The following is a 13107-nucleotide window of genomic DNA, read 5'->3' as shown; positions in this document are numbered from 1 at the left end:
GAAATGCATTCGGGGTGCTTTGCCGCCCTGCACGATGCCGGGCACGAGCCCCCTTGCCAGCAAGGCCAAAACCGCCTATAAACCGCCCTGTCAACAGAGATGCGTAAACGCACCAGGACAGTCGGAGCAGGGTCGGGGCATACCTCGGCCCTTTGTGTTTGTTTGTTGCTCCCGCACTGTCAGCGATTCGCGTCCTGAACCGACCAACCCTGTTCAGACCGGTGGAGACAACCACACGGCCAGCAAAACTCTGTAAAGGAAACCTGAGACCACATGGCTCAAACAACATCGATGGAGGAATTCGAAGCCCTCCTGCAAGAAAGCTTCGAAATGGACACCCCCGAAGAGGGTTCCGTAGTCAAAGGCAAGATCATTGCCATTGAGGCCGGTCAGGCCATCATCGACGTCGGCTACAAGATGGAAGGTCGCGTCGAACTCAAAGAATTCGCAAATCCCGGCGAAGCGGCTGAAGTCACCGTTGGCGACGAAGTCGAAGTCTACCTGCGCGCGGCTGAAAACGCCCGTGGCGAAGCTGTCATCTCCCGCGAGATGGCGCGCCGCGAAGAAGCATGGGACCGCCTGGAAAAAGCATACGCAGACGATCAGCGCGTCGAAGGCGCGATCTTCGGCCGCGTCAAAGGCGGCTTCACTGTCGACCTCGGCGGCGCCGTGGCCTTCCTGCCCGGTTCGCAAGTCGACGTTCGCCCCGTGCGCGACGCTGGCCCGCTGATGGGTCTGAAGCAGCCGTTCCAGATCCTGAAAATGGACCGTCGTCGTGGCAACATCGTTGTGTCCCGTCGCGCAATCCTCGAAGAGTCCCGCGCCGAGCAGCGTGCCGAAGTCATCGGCAACCTGTCCGAAGGCCAGGCTGTCGAGGGTGTGGTCAAGAACATCACCGAATACGGTGCGTTTGTTGACCTGGGCGGTGTTGACGGGCTGCTGCACGTCACCGACATGGCATGGCGCCGTGTGAACCACCCCTCCGAGATCCTCGCCATCGGCGAGACCGTCAAGGTTCAGGTGATCAAGATCAACAAAGAGACTCACCGTATCTCCCTCGGCATGAAGCAGCTGCAGGACGATCCGTGGGATCTGGTTGGCGCCAAGTACCCGCTGGCCTCCGTGCACAAGGGTCGCGTCACCAACATCACCGATTACGGTGCATTTGTTGAGCTGGAGCCTGGTGTCGAAGGTCTGGTCCACGTCTCCGAGATGTCCTGGACCAAGAAGAACGTGCACCCCGGCAAGATCGTTTCCACCTCGCAGGAAGTGGACGTCATGGTGCTGGAAATCGACGGCGCCAAGCGTCGCGTTTCCCTTGGTCTCAAGCAGACCATGCGTAACCCGTGGGAAGTCTTCTCCGAGACCCACCCCGAGGGCACCGAAGTCGAAGGCGAAGTCAAGAACATCACCGAATTCGGTCTGTTCATCGGCCTCGAAGGCGACATCGACGGCATGGTTCACCTCTCCGACCTGTCCTGGGACGAGCGCGGCGAAGAAGCCATCCAGAACTACCGCAAAGGCGACATGGTTTCGGCCGTTGTCTCCGAAGTGGACGTCGAGAAGGAGCGCATCTCGCTCTCCATCAAGGCACTGGGCGGTGACAAGTTCGCAGACGCCATCGGCGGCGTGAAGCGTGGCTCCATCGTGACCGTGGAAGTGACCGCGATCGAAGACGGTGGCATCGAAGTGGAATATGAGGGCATGAAGTCCTTCATCCGCCGCTCTGACCTGTCCCGTGACCGTGCGGACCAGCGCCCCGAGCGCTTCTCCGTTGCGGACAAGATCGACGTGCGCGTCACCAACATCGACTCCAAGACCCGTCGTCTGGGCCTGTCGATCAAGGCACGCGAGATCGCAGAAGAGAAAGAGGCCGTCGAACAGTATGGTTCCTCCGACTCCGGCGCGTCCCTCGGCGATATCCTTGGCGCGGCACTGAAGAGCGAGTAATCTCTCTTTAGATCGACATTAAGAAGCCCCGCAGGAGCAATCCTGCGGGGCTTTTTTGCGTTCGATGCCTTGGGTCGAGGGAGGTTCGAGGTGTGGCGCCTCGAGCGGAGGCGCCACCAGGAGGTCCTAGGACGTCTTAGTGCGCGAGCATCTCGTGCAGGATGTCCTCGCCGCTGAGGTCGGCGGGGTAGTAGGTCGGCCAGTTGGTCAGCTCTTCCAGGACCTTGGCGCGGTCGTCACCCCAGTAAAGATGGTAGTGACCGACGGTTTCCGGCGCGATGTGGTGGTCGCTGAACTGGATGAAAGCGGGGGCCGCCTCAGCGCCGCTGTCTTTCTTGAAGATATAGCGCACGCCACGGTTGCCCTTCTTGTAGTTCAGGATCTCGTAACCGTCGGACACATATTCGCCGCCATAGCTCTCGCCGTTAGCGGTGAAGGTCACGGTCTGCCCGTCAAAGCTGATCGCGTCCACATCGGTGGCGTAGCCGGTGTTGTAGTAGGCGCGATATTCTTGAGCGGTCTTGTCGCCATGCTCCGCCTTATGCGCCATCACCGGATCCAGCGTGCCATCCGCAAGATAGGGGTAGACCGATTGCCAGTCGCCCTGCCAGTCGGCGAGGGTGCGGGGCTGGATCTGTGCGTCGTCGAAATAGCCCTTGTAGACCTGCTCGTCATGTTTGTGCGCGTGGTCATGATCGTGGTCGTGGTTGCTGCCAGCGGAAGCCGGGGCGGCGAGGCACAGGGTGGCGGAGGTCAGAAGCGCCAGCGCGCTGCGGGACAGGGATGTCATCTGAAAGGTCCTTTGATTCGGTATGTAATAACGTAACAGTTATTGAAGGTGGTGACGCGCCGCAAGAGGGGGCGGGCAGGCGGGCGGGTGCTCCGGCCGTTAGCCGAAGACCGACCAGCCGGTGGCTTGGGCAAACCGCTCCACTGCCAGCGTGCCGAGCTTGGAGTTGCCGTGCCGGTTCAGCCCCGGCGACCAGACGGCGATGGAGGCCCGCCCCGGCACGATCACCAGGATGCCGCCGCCCACGCCGCTCTTGCCCGGTAGGCCAACACGATAGGCAAAATCGCCGGAGCCATCATAATGTCCGCAGGTCAGCATCAGCGCATTGATCCGCCGTACTCGGTCGCGCGAGATCATGCTGGGCAGATCCGGGGAGCCGACGAGGAAGCGCCCTGCCATCGCCAGCTGATGCGGGGTCATTTCGATGGCGCATTGGTGGAAATAGGTGCCGCATGTCAGCTCAGGGCTATTCTCGAAATTGCCATGGGCCGCCAGGAAATGCGACAGCGCCATATTGCGGTCGCCGTGCTCGGTCTCGGAACGGGCCACCGCATCGTCGATATGGATATCATCGTCGCCGGCAGCGGCGCGCACAAAGCGCAGGATCTCGCCCAGCACCTCGCGCGGGGCGTTGCCGGCGAGGATTGCATCGGTCACCACCAGGGCTCCGGCGTTGATGAAGGGATTGCGCGGAATGCCGTGTTCATGTTCGAGCTGCAGGATCGAGTTGAACGGCAGGCCCGACGGTTCGCGCCCGACGCGACGCCAGAGATCCTCGCCCAGACGTCCCAGTGCGAGGGCGAGGGTGAAAACCTTGGACACCGACTGGATCGAAAAGCGCCTGTGCGAATCTCCCACCGCAAAGCTGCGCCCATCCGCCAGCGCCACCGCCATGCCAAACTGGTTCGTGTCGACGGAGGCAAGCTCCGGGATGTAGCCTGCGGCCGTTCCACGCTCCGTTTCCGCCTGCATGTCGGTTGCGATCTGCTGCAATATGCCTTCGAAATCCATGATACCTGCGTCCCGGTGCCTCATCCCATCCTTTGACCAGCCATAGGCCAGCCCGGAGGCGGAGGCAAAGTCTGTTTCCGCTCACATCCTGTTTACGTTGGCATGAGACAAAGGGCGGTGATGAAGCTCGGTGTCGCCTATAGCGGTGGACCTGTGCAAGGCACGCGGCCGAGGCGTTCAAGACCTGACCTGACACGACTAGTGGAGAGACCGATGCGCTATATGATCCTGACCCTTGTGATGCTCTCAGTCGGAGCGTGTTCGGGGACCATTGATCGTGATCATATGGGCATGAACATGTCGCGGCAGGGCGAGAATTACGCGATCTCCGGACGCTATGGGCCAGGTTGGTCCGAGAGTGATATACGCAGTGAGGCCGAGGCTGCCTGCCGCGCCCGGTCGATGCGGCTCAGCCGATTTGAAGGCCAGCCCTATTCCAAGGCACGTGGGACACAGTTTTCGGCGAAATGCAGTTCCAAGCATTGAGGCGCGGTCCTGTTAAGGCTTCCGAATCAATGACTTTGCTGCCGCAGCATTTTCGCGGTCGCGCCTGAAACTTGGGCAGGGCGGGACTAATGGACGCAGAAATGCGGTGTATTCTCTGCCCTATTTGCCCCTGACACGCGGATTTCAGCCATGAGTGCTTGCCTAACCTGTTTCCGCAGAACAACTTTCTTCCTATAGTTAATCTACCCTATGTGTCAGACACGGGCTTTGGGAGGGCCATTACATGATCCGTTCGGAACTGATCCAGAAGATTGCAGACGAGAACCCGCACCTGTATCAGCGGGATGTGGAGCGGATCGTCAACACGGTCTTTGAAGAGGTCACCACCGCCATGTCGCGTGGGGATCGGGTTGAACTCAGGGGGTTCGGCGCCTTCTCGGTGAAGAAGCGCGACTCGCGCGTGGGCCGCAACCCCCGCACCGGAGAGACGGTCCATGTGGAGGAGAAGCACGTGCCGTTCTTCAAGACGGGCAAGCTGCTCCGGGATCGATTGAACGGAAAAGAAGAGTAAATGCGTTACATCCGCTATGCAGTCTGGGGCGTTTTGGCCGTGGTTCTGGTCTCCGTGTGCCTCGCCAACCGCGGTCTCGTGAACCTGAAGCTGATGCCAGAGGCCCTCGCGGAGCTGGTGGGGTTCAACCCAGCGATCACACTGCCCTTGTTTGTTGTGGTTTTGGGCGGGCTCGCCCTTGGTGTGGCGCTTGGCTACGTGCTGGAATACCTGCGCGAGCACAAGCATCGCCGGGAGGCCCGCGTGAAACACGGTGAGGTGAAGAAACTGTCGCGCGAGGTGAAGCGCCTCAAGCGCCAGAAACACGAAGGCAAGGACGAAGTGCTGGCGCTTCTCGACGATGCCTCCTGACATGACTGCGATCCGGTCCAAGATCTGCGGCATGAAGACGCCCGAGGATATCGCGGCGGCGGCTGAGGCCGGCGCGGCCTATGTGGGGCTGAACTTCTTTGCCAAATCCGCGCGTTCGGTCAGCATCGCCCAAGCGGCAGTGCTGGCATCGGGCGCGCCGGTGGGCTTGGCGAAGGTTGGCCTCGTGGTTAATCCGACGGACGCGGAGCTGGATGCTATCACCGGCGCGGTGCCGCTCGACATGATCCAGCTGCACGGCGCCGAAAGCCCCGAGCGCGTGGCCGAGGTCAAGGCCCGCTATGGCCTGCCAGTGATGAAGGTCATTGGCGTGGCAGAGGCGGCGGATCTCGACCCCATCGACATCTATTCCCAGGTCGCTGATCAGATCATGATCGACGCCAAGGCCCCCAAGGGCGCGGTGCTGCCGGGCGGCAACGGCGTGGCCTTCGACTGGCAGCTGCTGGCGGGCAAGAAATACTGGCAGGCGCCCTGGATGCTGGCCGGTGGGCTGACGCCGGACAATGTCGCCGAGGCGATCCGCAAGACCGGCACCCGTCAGGTCGATGTGGCCTCCGGCGTTGAAAGCGCGCCCGCGCAGAAGGACCCGCAGCTGATGCAGGCCTTTGTGGCGGCCACGCGCGATCTCTGACACGCGCCTCAGGCGTTTGGTCTCCCGCAATAGGACCCAATCCAGCGCAGCAGGCGCAACCAGCGCAGGCGGCGCTTGCGCCTGTGATAGGAGCGGAGCCGCCGGCGGGCGAGGTCGCGCTCCCGTTCCCAGCTGCTGACGAGGGGAGGCGGAGAATGGGACTGCAGGTGTGCGCACATCCGATGACCTTTCATTTTTGCCAAGGTTCTTGCAGTCTCAGGTACGAGGCCTGCCCCGTTAAGCGGGTGTTTTTGCAAGGAGGCTTTCATAAATGAAACATGCTCCGTCTCTGGATGATCTCGAGCTGTTTGCGCTGGTGGGGCAGGCAGGTGGGCTGGCGCCGGTGTCGCGGCAGCGCGGTGTGAGCGTGCCGACGCTGAGCCGTCGCATGAGAGCGCTGGAGGGGCAGCTCGGCTGGCAGCTGTTCGAGAGGGGGCCGCAGGGCTATAGACTGACGGCGCGCGGGCGCGCGCTGCTGGACGAGACCGAAGGCCTGCGGGCGGAGGCGCGGCGGGTGCGGCAGCTGGCGGCGGAGCCAGCACCGGTGGAGGTGCGGATCACCGCGGGCAGCTGGACCTCGGCCTATCTGGCGGCACAGCTGCCGCGGTTCTGGCAGGTGCAGGCGGGTTGGCGGCCCTCCTTCCTGGAGGCTTCGGCTCGACTGGACATTGCCCGGCGCGGTGCGGATATCGGCATCCGCAACCAGCGACCGCAGCAAAGCTGGCTGGCGGGACGGCGCACGGCACGGATCAGCTATGCGGAATACGCGCTGCGTGACAGCGTGCAGGGCTATGTGGCGTTGCGGGAAGGCGCGGTGGAGACGCCCAGTTCGGCCTGGGTGCGGGCGCAGCATGGCGAAGACATCACGGTGACCGCCAGCACGCCGCGGATGCTCGCGGATCTGGCCTGTACCGGAGCGGGGCGTGTGGTGCTGCCGAGGTTTGCAGCTCTGTTGTTCCCGGTGCTGCAGCAGGTGAGCCCGGAGATCGGCGCGCTGGCGCATGAGGAATGGCTGGTGAGCCACCACGAGGCGCGCCACGACCCGCCCCTGCGCGCCGCGCTGGACAGTCTGGCGGCGGTGTTGACGGATCCGGATCTGCGGAGGGGTCTTGTCGCGCCGGATTGAAGCGAACAGCAAGAGCGTGATGGGACAGGGCAAACGGGCCGGGCGGCTCCCGCCCGCTCTTGTGCCCCCTTGTCAGGGGACCCGTCGATCCGTTGGGCCAGGCGCCGCGCGCGCCCAACGGGCGCGCGCGGCGGGTCGCGTAAGGCTCTGCCTGACGCGAAAACCCTTCTCGAGCCGGGCTTTCGGCAGCATGTACGGTGAATTTACCGAGAAACCTGTTTCTCTTGCCCTAAATGCGCTTTAGAACCAGCGCATACGGAAGACGGAGACAACCCCATGGCCGATGATCTCATCAACAGCTTCATGAACGGACCGGACGAGAATGGCCGTTTTGGCATCTTTGGCGGCCGCTTTGTCAGCGAAACGCTGATGCCGCTGATCCTGTCGCTCGAAGAGGAATATGAACGCGCCAAGGTGGACCCGGACTTCTGGGCCGAGATGGACGATCTGTGGAAGCACTACGTTGGCCGCCCCAGCCCGTTGTACTATGCGGAGCGCCTGACCGAGCATCTGGGCGGCGCCAAGGTCTACCTGAAGCGGGACGAGCTCAATCACACCGGCGCCCACAAGGTGAACAATGTGCTGGGTCAGATCCTGCTGGCGCGGCGCATGGGCAAGACACGCATCATTGCCGAGACCGGTGCCGGCCAGCACGGTGTGGCCACAGCCACCGTCTGCGCCAAGTTTGGTCTGAAATGCGTGGTCTACATGGGCGCTCATGACGTGCGTCGCCAGGCGCCCAACGTGTTCCGTATGCGTCTGCTCGGCGCAGAGGTGATCCCGGTGACCTCCGGTCGCGGCACGCTTAAGGACGCGATGAACGACGCCCTGCGCGACTGGGTGACCAATGTGCGCGACACGTTCTACTGCATCGGCACGGTGGCGGGTCCGCACCCCTATCCGGCCATGGTGCGTGACTTCCAGTCGGTGATCGGCAAGGAGGTGCGCTGGCAGCTGGCGGAGCAGGAAGGCGAAGGCCGTCTGCCTGATACGTTGATCGCGGCGATCGGTGGCGGCTCCAACGCCATGGGCCTGTTCCACCCGTTCCTTGACGATCCCAGCGTCAACATCATTGGCGTCGAGGCCGGCGGCAAGGGCGTGGACGAGAAGATGGAGCATTGCGCCTCGCTCACCGGCGGTCGTCCAGGCGTGCTGCATGGCAACCGCACCTACTTGCTGCAGGATGACGACGGGCAGATCCTCGAAGGTTTCTCGATCTCTGCAGGTCTCGATTATCCGGGCATCGGGCCGGAGCATTCCTGGCTGCATGAAACCGGGCGCGCAAAATATGTCTCCATCACCGACAAGGAGGCGCTGGAGGCGTTCCAGCTCTCCTGCGCGATGGAGGGGATCATTCCGGCGCTGGAACCGAGCCACGCGCTGGCCCATGTGACGAAGATCGCCCCCGAGCTGCCCCGCGACCATATCATCGTGATGAACATGTGCGGGCGCGGTGACAAGGACATCTTTACCGTGGCGCGTCACCTCGGATTTGACATGTCCGACACCGAGGAAGGCCGCGATCTGGAGGAGTGACCTCCGCGCAGCTGAGCGCCGACAATACACCGATAAAAAGGCGCGCCCCGTGGGGTGTGCCTTTTTTTATATGGCGATGCTCTAGTGCTGTGGAGCCGAGAACACTCGGCAAGGACCGCTTTCTTAACGGCATGTTATAGGCTTGTACCCCATTCTGAGGCTGTTTTTTAACTGGTTTCAGGTTCTCCCATGCAGGATACGACTTTGCAGGCAGTGCAGGAGCTGCAGCTTGCCGCTGATCATTTGTGGACGATCATCGCAGCGGCACTGGTGCTGATGATGCAACTGGGGTTTCTGCTCGTCGAGGCCGGGATGTCGCGGTCGAAAAACAGCATTAACGTCGCGCAGAAGAACATCACCGACTTTCTGGTCTCCGTCAGCGCATTCTATGTGCTTGGCTTTGGGCTGATGTTCGGCACCTCGCGGACGGGTTGGTTTGGTACGGATACCTTCGCGATCAAGCAGGCGGACGACTGGCATTATACCTTTTTCGTCTTTCAGGCGGTGTTCGCAGGTACGGCCGCGACAATCATGTCCGGGGCCGTCGCTGAGCGGATGCGCTATGGGGTCTATGTTGCCGCGGCGCTGTTCATCGGGTTGATTGTTTACCCGATCAGCGGCCACTGGGCTTGGGGCAACCTGTTGAACGGTGAGAACCCGGCCTATCTGGCGGACAAGGGCTTCATCGATTTTGCCGGCTCCACCGTGGTGCATTCGGTTGGCGCCTGGGTGGCGCTGGCTGGCATTGTGGTCTTGGGTGCGCGGATCGGCAAGTTCAATGCGGACGGCAAACCCAACCTGCTGCACGGTCACAGCTATGTGTTGGCCACGGGGGGCGCGATCATCCTCTGGGTGGGGTGGATCGGGTTCAATGGGGGCTCCACCACCGCAGCCAGTCCAGACATTGCCCACATTGTGCTGAACACGTTGCTTGCGGCTTGTTTCGGCGGCGTGATGGGCATTCTGACAGGGAGGGTCATTGATCCCGTGAATATTCCGCACCGTCCGATCAATGGCAGCCTTGCAGGTTTGGTTGCGATTACGGCCGGGTGCGATGCTGTTACTGTGCAAGGGGCTGTGATCATCGGGGCAGGGGCTGGCATGCTGGTCGTGGCCTCGGAATGGGTGATGGAAAACATTCTGAAGCTGGACGATGTCGTGGGCGCCGTGTCTGTGCATGGCATCTGTGGTGCGTATGGGACGATTATTTTTGTCTTTTTTGCGCTGCCGGGCAAGCTCGCACTCGACACACCCGGCGCGCAGGCGATGGTGCAATTGGAGGGCGTGGCGATCATCTTTGCTTGGGCTTTTGGTCTGAGCCTCGTGTTCTTCAAGGTGATTGATCTTGTGGCTGGAATTCGTGTGCCCGAAGAAGATGAGATCATCGGCCTGAACAGCACCGAACATGGCGCCACTCTGGGTACTGGGGCTCTGCAGAAGCAGTTGGAAGCGATGACGAAGAACGGAGTCGATCTGACGCGCCGATTTGATGAATCCGCCGGGGATGAGGCGGCGGAGCTGGCCGGCCTGTTTAACCCCTTCATCGATCAGATACACGCTCTGGTGTGTGATATCCGCGACAACGCCCGCAAGATGAAACAGTCCTCGTCCGGGCTGGAAACGCTGTCCAGTTCCTTTCGAGAGGGCGCGGCGCGGACGGGGGAGTTAACCGGAAGTGTCAGCGAAAGCTCAACCGAAGTGGTGGGACAGGCGCGCAGTAACCGTGCGCTTGCAGAGAAAATCCTTGCGGAGATGACGACGATATCGACCAGCGCTGAGGGTATGTCGGGCGAGGTAACCGCCGTTTCGGACGCGATTTCGGATATGATGACGTCGATCAGCCATATTTCACAAAACGCCAGCTCGACCAGCGGCGTGACCCATGAGGCCAACCAGCTGTCGGGCGACGCGGTCGAAACCATGCAAGCCTTGTCCAAAGCCTCCGAGGAAATCGAGGCTGTGGTCGGGCTTATTCAGAAGATAACCATGCAAACCAATATGCTGGCAATCAATGCGGCGATCGAGGCCTCGCGGGCCGGGGATGCGGGCAAAGGATTTGCCATCGTCGCGGCACAGGTGCGCAGCCTGGCTGCAGAAACCGATATGGCTGCCGAGGAAATCCGAAGCCGGATCTCCAATATGCGATTGCAGTCGGATGATGCCTCTTCTGTCATTTCCGGGATCAAGGAATTGATGAAGGCAATTCATTCCTCGGTCGAGGGCATCACCACCGAAGTCGACTCGCAGCGTCGTGTCGCGGGGCAGGTTTCCGAACGCATGGCCAACGCCTCCAGCAAGGCCAAGTCCGTTGCGCGATCCATCGAGGATGTGCGGCAACAGGCCGACAGTGTGCGCAGCAACGCAACACGCAATGAGGAGCGCCTGTCGCAGAACGCTCACACCGCCACGATCCTGCAGAATGACGCCCGACAAAGCGCGGAGCAATCCGGCGTGCTGGCGCAGGAAGCCAACGCCATCAATACGTTGTCTGACAAGCTGAGCGCCTCTGTGGCGCAGTTCGATCTGGACAGCGCCGAAGACAGGCAGGATGCGGATTGGTCGGCAGAAGAGCTGCGTAGATCCCCTGCTGCGCCTCCGGGGCACAGCGAAGCGTCATAGGGCGAAACAGGCCACATTTTGCCAAGTGGGCCGCCCGCGTGGGGCGGCCCACTGTCAAATATGAGTGCTCAGCCTTCGTGCAGGACCGTCTCAAAGCCTTCGAACTGCGGGGCACCCAGAATGGGGCTTTCGCCGTCACGCTTTCCGGCGCCGCGGTGGGATGCGCGGAACTGGTCGGACTTCGTCCAGGCCTCAAAATCCGCGCGGGACTCCCAGATCACATGGCTGGAGTACAAAGTGTGATCGTCATGCTCGGGGCCTTTTAGCAGGCGAAACTCACGAAACCCCTGCATCTCGCGCAGGCGGCTTTCGCGTTCTCCCCAGATGGTTTCGAAATCGGTTTCGCGGCCGGGGCGAATTTTGAATCGGTTCATGGCGATAAAGCTCATGTGGCAGTGTCCATTCTTGCAGATGTGTGTGGAGCAAAGCTGGCTGATGCAACGCAAGCGTTCGGCTGGCCGATGCCCTGACCTACGCCAAGAGGCCGGCCGCCTTCAAGTCAAACGCCGCTCAACCCGGCCTGGGCGTCGGCGAGGGTCTGCGCGTTACTTGAATTTATCCAGCAGCTTCTGCATTGGCGAACGGGCGTCCTCGGCAGGGGCCGCTTCAGGGGCGGGCGGTGTTGCGGCTTTGATCTCAGCCGCTTTTTCCGGCGCGGCTTGCGGGGATGACTGTGTCCGCTTGGCAGGTTTGCTGCCCTCGGTTCCGGTCGAGCTTCGCGGTGGTGCGACGCGCAGGGCGACCGCGTTCATGAACTTGCCGCTATCCCCAAGGGCGAGCGAGCGGGCGCCGTCGGCGATGCCGCGCAGGAGGTCGTCGAGCCAGCCCTGATCCGCTTTTGGGAAGTCGCGCAGCACGTAGCCTGCCACAGCGTCCTTATGCCCCGGATGGCCAACGCCCAGACGGACGCGCCCGTAGTCCGCCCCGATATGAGCATGGATCGAACGCAACCCGTTGTGACCGGCGTGGCCGCCGCCCTGTTTCACACGACATTTCCCCGGTGCCAGATCCAGCTCGTCATGGAACACCATCACATCGGCTGGTGTGAGTTTGAAGAACCGCAGTGCTTCGCCGACGGACTGGCCGGAGTTGTTCATGAAGGTCTGAGGTTTCAGCAGAATGGCCTTTTCGCGACCTATGCTTCCCTCGCTCAGCTGTCCCTGAAACTTGGCCTTCCACGGTGAAAACCCATGATCCGCCGCGATCTGGTCCAGCGCCATAAAGCCGATATTATGGCGGTTGCCCGCATATTTCGCGCCCGGATTGCCGAGGCCGACGAAGAGTTTCATGATGTGCTCCGCTGGTTCCTGTTGGTGCAGTGATGCCTGTTTTGTCGGCAAGAATCCAGTGTCGGCAGTCGGCTTCCTTTCGCGCGAGTTCTGCCACAAATTGGTCCAATACGTTTGTCAGATCTTGCGAAGGCTGTGCCGTTTGTGCGGTATGGTGTGGGGATTTAGGGGCAAGAATTATGTTTAAAGTACTTTTGAAACGGGACCAACGCGACTGCACGAATGGCTCTCGGGGTCGAGCGCGGGGCGTTGCGGCGCTCCTCATCGGCACAGTTGTGGCTGGCTGCGCGGTGGAGCCGGGGCCGTCGGTGCCCACTAAGACCGGAAGCTCCGTCTTTGAAGCGCGCCAGTCGTTGGCGTTTTGTGCGCCGCAGGGGCCGAAGGGCGGAAAGGCGGCGGTGACGTCCAGCTATATCGCCTCGATGATCTTTCTCGGTATTTTGCCCGGCGCAATCGCTGCGGCGAGCGGAGAGGAACACACCCGACGTCATGGCGCGATTGATGCGGTGGATGATTGTCTGTCGGAACAAGGGTTTGAGCGTCGCGAGCTGACCGCGCAAGAGGCTGTCGCGATCAAACAGCGAGACCGCTACGCGCGCGATCAGCTTCTGACGCATCTCGTCAACGGCGGCGCATTGGCAACCTACGACGGCCCGTGAGGCGACCTCAGAAGGTGGCAAGCGGTTGTGGGTCTGCCTGCCGCGTCGCCGCCGCATGCAGCAGGTCTGACACCTGAATAGTCGGCACATAAAAACGGGCCCCGCGAGG

At 61.7% G+C, this 13107-nt stretch carries 13 protein-coding genes; 9 read left to right on the top strand and 4 right to left on the bottom strand.

Annotated elements, in window-relative coordinates:
- Positions 1-273: 273 nt before the first annotated feature.
- Positions 274-1950 (top strand): 30S ribosomal protein S1, encoded by a 1677-nt coding sequence (rpsA, locus tag R1T40_RS12055; RefSeq protein ID WP_106161923.1) that lies wholly within the window; start codon positions 274-276, stop codon positions 1948-1950.
- Between the two features lie 136 nt (positions 1951-2086).
- Here the strand turns inward: rpsA and R1T40_RS12050 are convergent, their stop codons facing one another.
- Both R1T40_RS12050 and R1T40_RS12045 read right to left on the bottom strand, forming a co-directional pair.
- Positions 2087-2740 carry a metal-binding protein ZinT gene (locus R1T40_RS12050; RefSeq protein ID WP_317384287.1) on the bottom strand — a complete coding sequence of 218 codons (654 nt, stop codon included), beginning with the start codon at positions 2738-2740 and terminating at the stop codon, positions 2087-2089.
- A 99-nt stretch (positions 2741-2839) separates the two neighbouring features.
- The gene (locus R1T40_RS12045; RefSeq protein WP_207796868.1) at positions 2840-3751 is read right to left on the bottom strand and encodes a glutaminase; all 912 of its coding nucleotides are present in this window, start codon (positions 3749-3751) and stop codon (positions 2840-2842) included.
- A gap of 213 nt (positions 3752-3964) precedes the next feature.
- Between R1T40_RS12045 and R1T40_RS12040 the strand changes: the two genes are divergently transcribed.
- The 7 genes from R1T40_RS12040 to amt all read left to right on the top strand — a co-directional run bounded on the left by R1T40_RS12040 (position 3965) and on the right by amt (position 11050).
- Positions 3965-4237: a hypothetical protein gene (locus R1T40_RS12040; protein WP_317384286.1), complete on the top strand. Its 273-nt coding sequence runs from the start codon at positions 3965-3967 to the stop codon at positions 4235-4237.
- Between the two features lie 244 nt (positions 4238-4481).
- Positions 4482-4769, top strand: a complete 288-nt coding sequence (gene ihfB, locus R1T40_RS12035) for an integration host factor subunit beta (RefSeq protein WP_106161927.1) — start codon at positions 4482-4484, stop codon at positions 4767-4769.
- Positions 4770-5120, top strand: a complete 351-nt coding sequence (locus R1T40_RS12030; protein ID WP_106161928.1) for a lipopolysaccharide assembly protein LapA domain-containing protein — start codon at positions 4770-4772, stop codon at positions 5118-5120.
- Between the two features lies 1 nt (position 5121).
- Positions 5122-5769, top strand: a complete 648-nt coding sequence (locus R1T40_RS12025) for a phosphoribosylanthranilate isomerase (RefSeq protein ID WP_317384285.1) — start codon at positions 5122-5124, stop codon at positions 5767-5769.
- Between the two features lie 271 nt (positions 5770-6040).
- The gene (locus R1T40_RS12020) at positions 6041-6895 is read left to right on the top strand and encodes a LysR family transcriptional regulator (protein ID WP_317384284.1); all 855 of its coding nucleotides are present in this window, start codon (positions 6041-6043) and stop codon (positions 6893-6895) included.
- Between the two features lie 276 nt (positions 6896-7171).
- Positions 7172-8431, top strand: a complete 1260-nt coding sequence (gene trpB / locus R1T40_RS12015) for a tryptophan synthase subunit beta (RefSeq protein WP_317384283.1) — start codon at positions 7172-7174, stop codon at positions 8429-8431.
- A gap of 189 nt (positions 8432-8620) precedes the next feature.
- A complete protein-coding gene (gene amt, locus R1T40_RS12010; protein WP_317384282.1) occupies positions 8621-11050 on the top strand; it encodes an ammonium transporter in 2430 nt (809 codons plus the stop codon).
- Positions 11051-11118: 68 nt separating this feature from the next.
- Here amt and R1T40_RS12005 read toward each other — a convergent pair whose 3' ends face one another.
- Together R1T40_RS12005 and pth are read right to left on the bottom strand one after the other, a co-directional pair.
- Positions 11119-11439 (bottom strand): antibiotic biosynthesis monooxygenase family protein, encoded by a 321-nt coding sequence (locus R1T40_RS12005; RefSeq protein WP_317384281.1) that lies wholly within the window; start codon positions 11437-11439, stop codon positions 11119-11121.
- Between the two features lie 156 nt (positions 11440-11595).
- Positions 11596-12339: an aminoacyl-tRNA hydrolase gene (pth, locus tag R1T40_RS12000; protein ID WP_317384280.1), complete on the bottom strand. Its 744-nt coding sequence runs from the start codon at positions 12337-12339 to the stop codon at positions 11596-11598.
- Between the two features lie 179 nt (positions 12340-12518).
- On the opposite strand from pth, the gene R1T40_RS11995 reads away from it, so the two are divergent.
- On the top strand, positions 12519-12998 hold the full coding sequence (locus tag R1T40_RS11995; protein ID WP_317384279.1) for a hypothetical protein: 480 nt from the start codon (positions 12519-12521) through the stop codon (positions 12996-12998).
- Positions 12999-13107 lie beyond the last annotated feature (109 nt).

Source organism: Tritonibacter scottomollicae (assembly GCF_032924845.1).
Lineage (GTDB): Bacteria > Pseudomonadota > Alphaproteobacteria > Rhodobacterales > Rhodobacteraceae > Epibacterium > Epibacterium scottomollicae.
This window is presented reverse-complemented; position numbering and strand designations above follow the sequence as displayed.

Bases quoted from the DNA above. Each gene is read 5' to 3' on its own strand.
- rpsA (WP_106161923.1), top strand. From the start codon at position 274: ATGGCTCAAACAACATCGATGGAGGAATTCGAAGCCCTCCTGCAAGAA.
- R1T40_RS12050 (WP_317384287.1), bottom strand. From the start codon at position 2,740: ATGACATCCCTGTCCCGCAGCGCGCTGGCGCTTCTGACCTCCGCCACC.
- R1T40_RS12045 (WP_207796868.1), bottom strand. From the start codon at position 3,751: ATGGATTTCGAAGGCATATTGCAGCAGATCGCAACCGACATGCAGGCG.
- R1T40_RS12040 (WP_317384286.1), top strand. From the start codon at position 3,965: ATGCGCTATATGATCCTGACCCTTGTGATGCTCTCAGTCGGAGCGTGT.
- ihfB (WP_106161927.1), top strand. From the start codon at position 4,482: ATGATCCGTTCGGAACTGATCCAGAAGATTGCAGACGAGAACCCGCAC.
- R1T40_RS12030 (WP_106161928.1), top strand. From the start codon at position 4,770: ATGCGTTACATCCGCTATGCAGTCTGGGGCGTTTTGGCCGTGGTTCTG.
- R1T40_RS12025 (WP_317384285.1), top strand. From the start codon at position 5,122: ATGACTGCGATCCGGTCCAAGATCTGCGGCATGAAGACGCCCGAGGAT.
- R1T40_RS12020 (WP_317384284.1), top strand. From the start codon at position 6,041: ATGAAACATGCTCCGTCTCTGGATGATCTCGAGCTGTTTGCGCTGGTG.
- trpB (WP_317384283.1), top strand. From the start codon at position 7,172: ATGGCCGATGATCTCATCAACAGCTTCATGAACGGACCGGACGAGAAT.
- amt (WP_317384282.1), top strand. From the start codon at position 8,621: ATGCAGGATACGACTTTGCAGGCAGTGCAGGAGCTGCAGCTTGCCGCT.
- R1T40_RS12005 (WP_317384281.1), bottom strand. From the start codon at position 11,439: ATGAGCTTTATCGCCATGAACCGATTCAAAATTCGCCCCGGCCGCGAA.
- pth (WP_317384280.1), bottom strand. From the start codon at position 12,339: ATGAAACTCTTCGTCGGCCTCGGCAATCCGGGCGCGAAATATGCGGGC.
- R1T40_RS11995 (WP_317384279.1), top strand. From the start codon at position 12,519: ATGTTTAAAGTACTTTTGAAACGGGACCAACGCGACTGCACGAATGGC.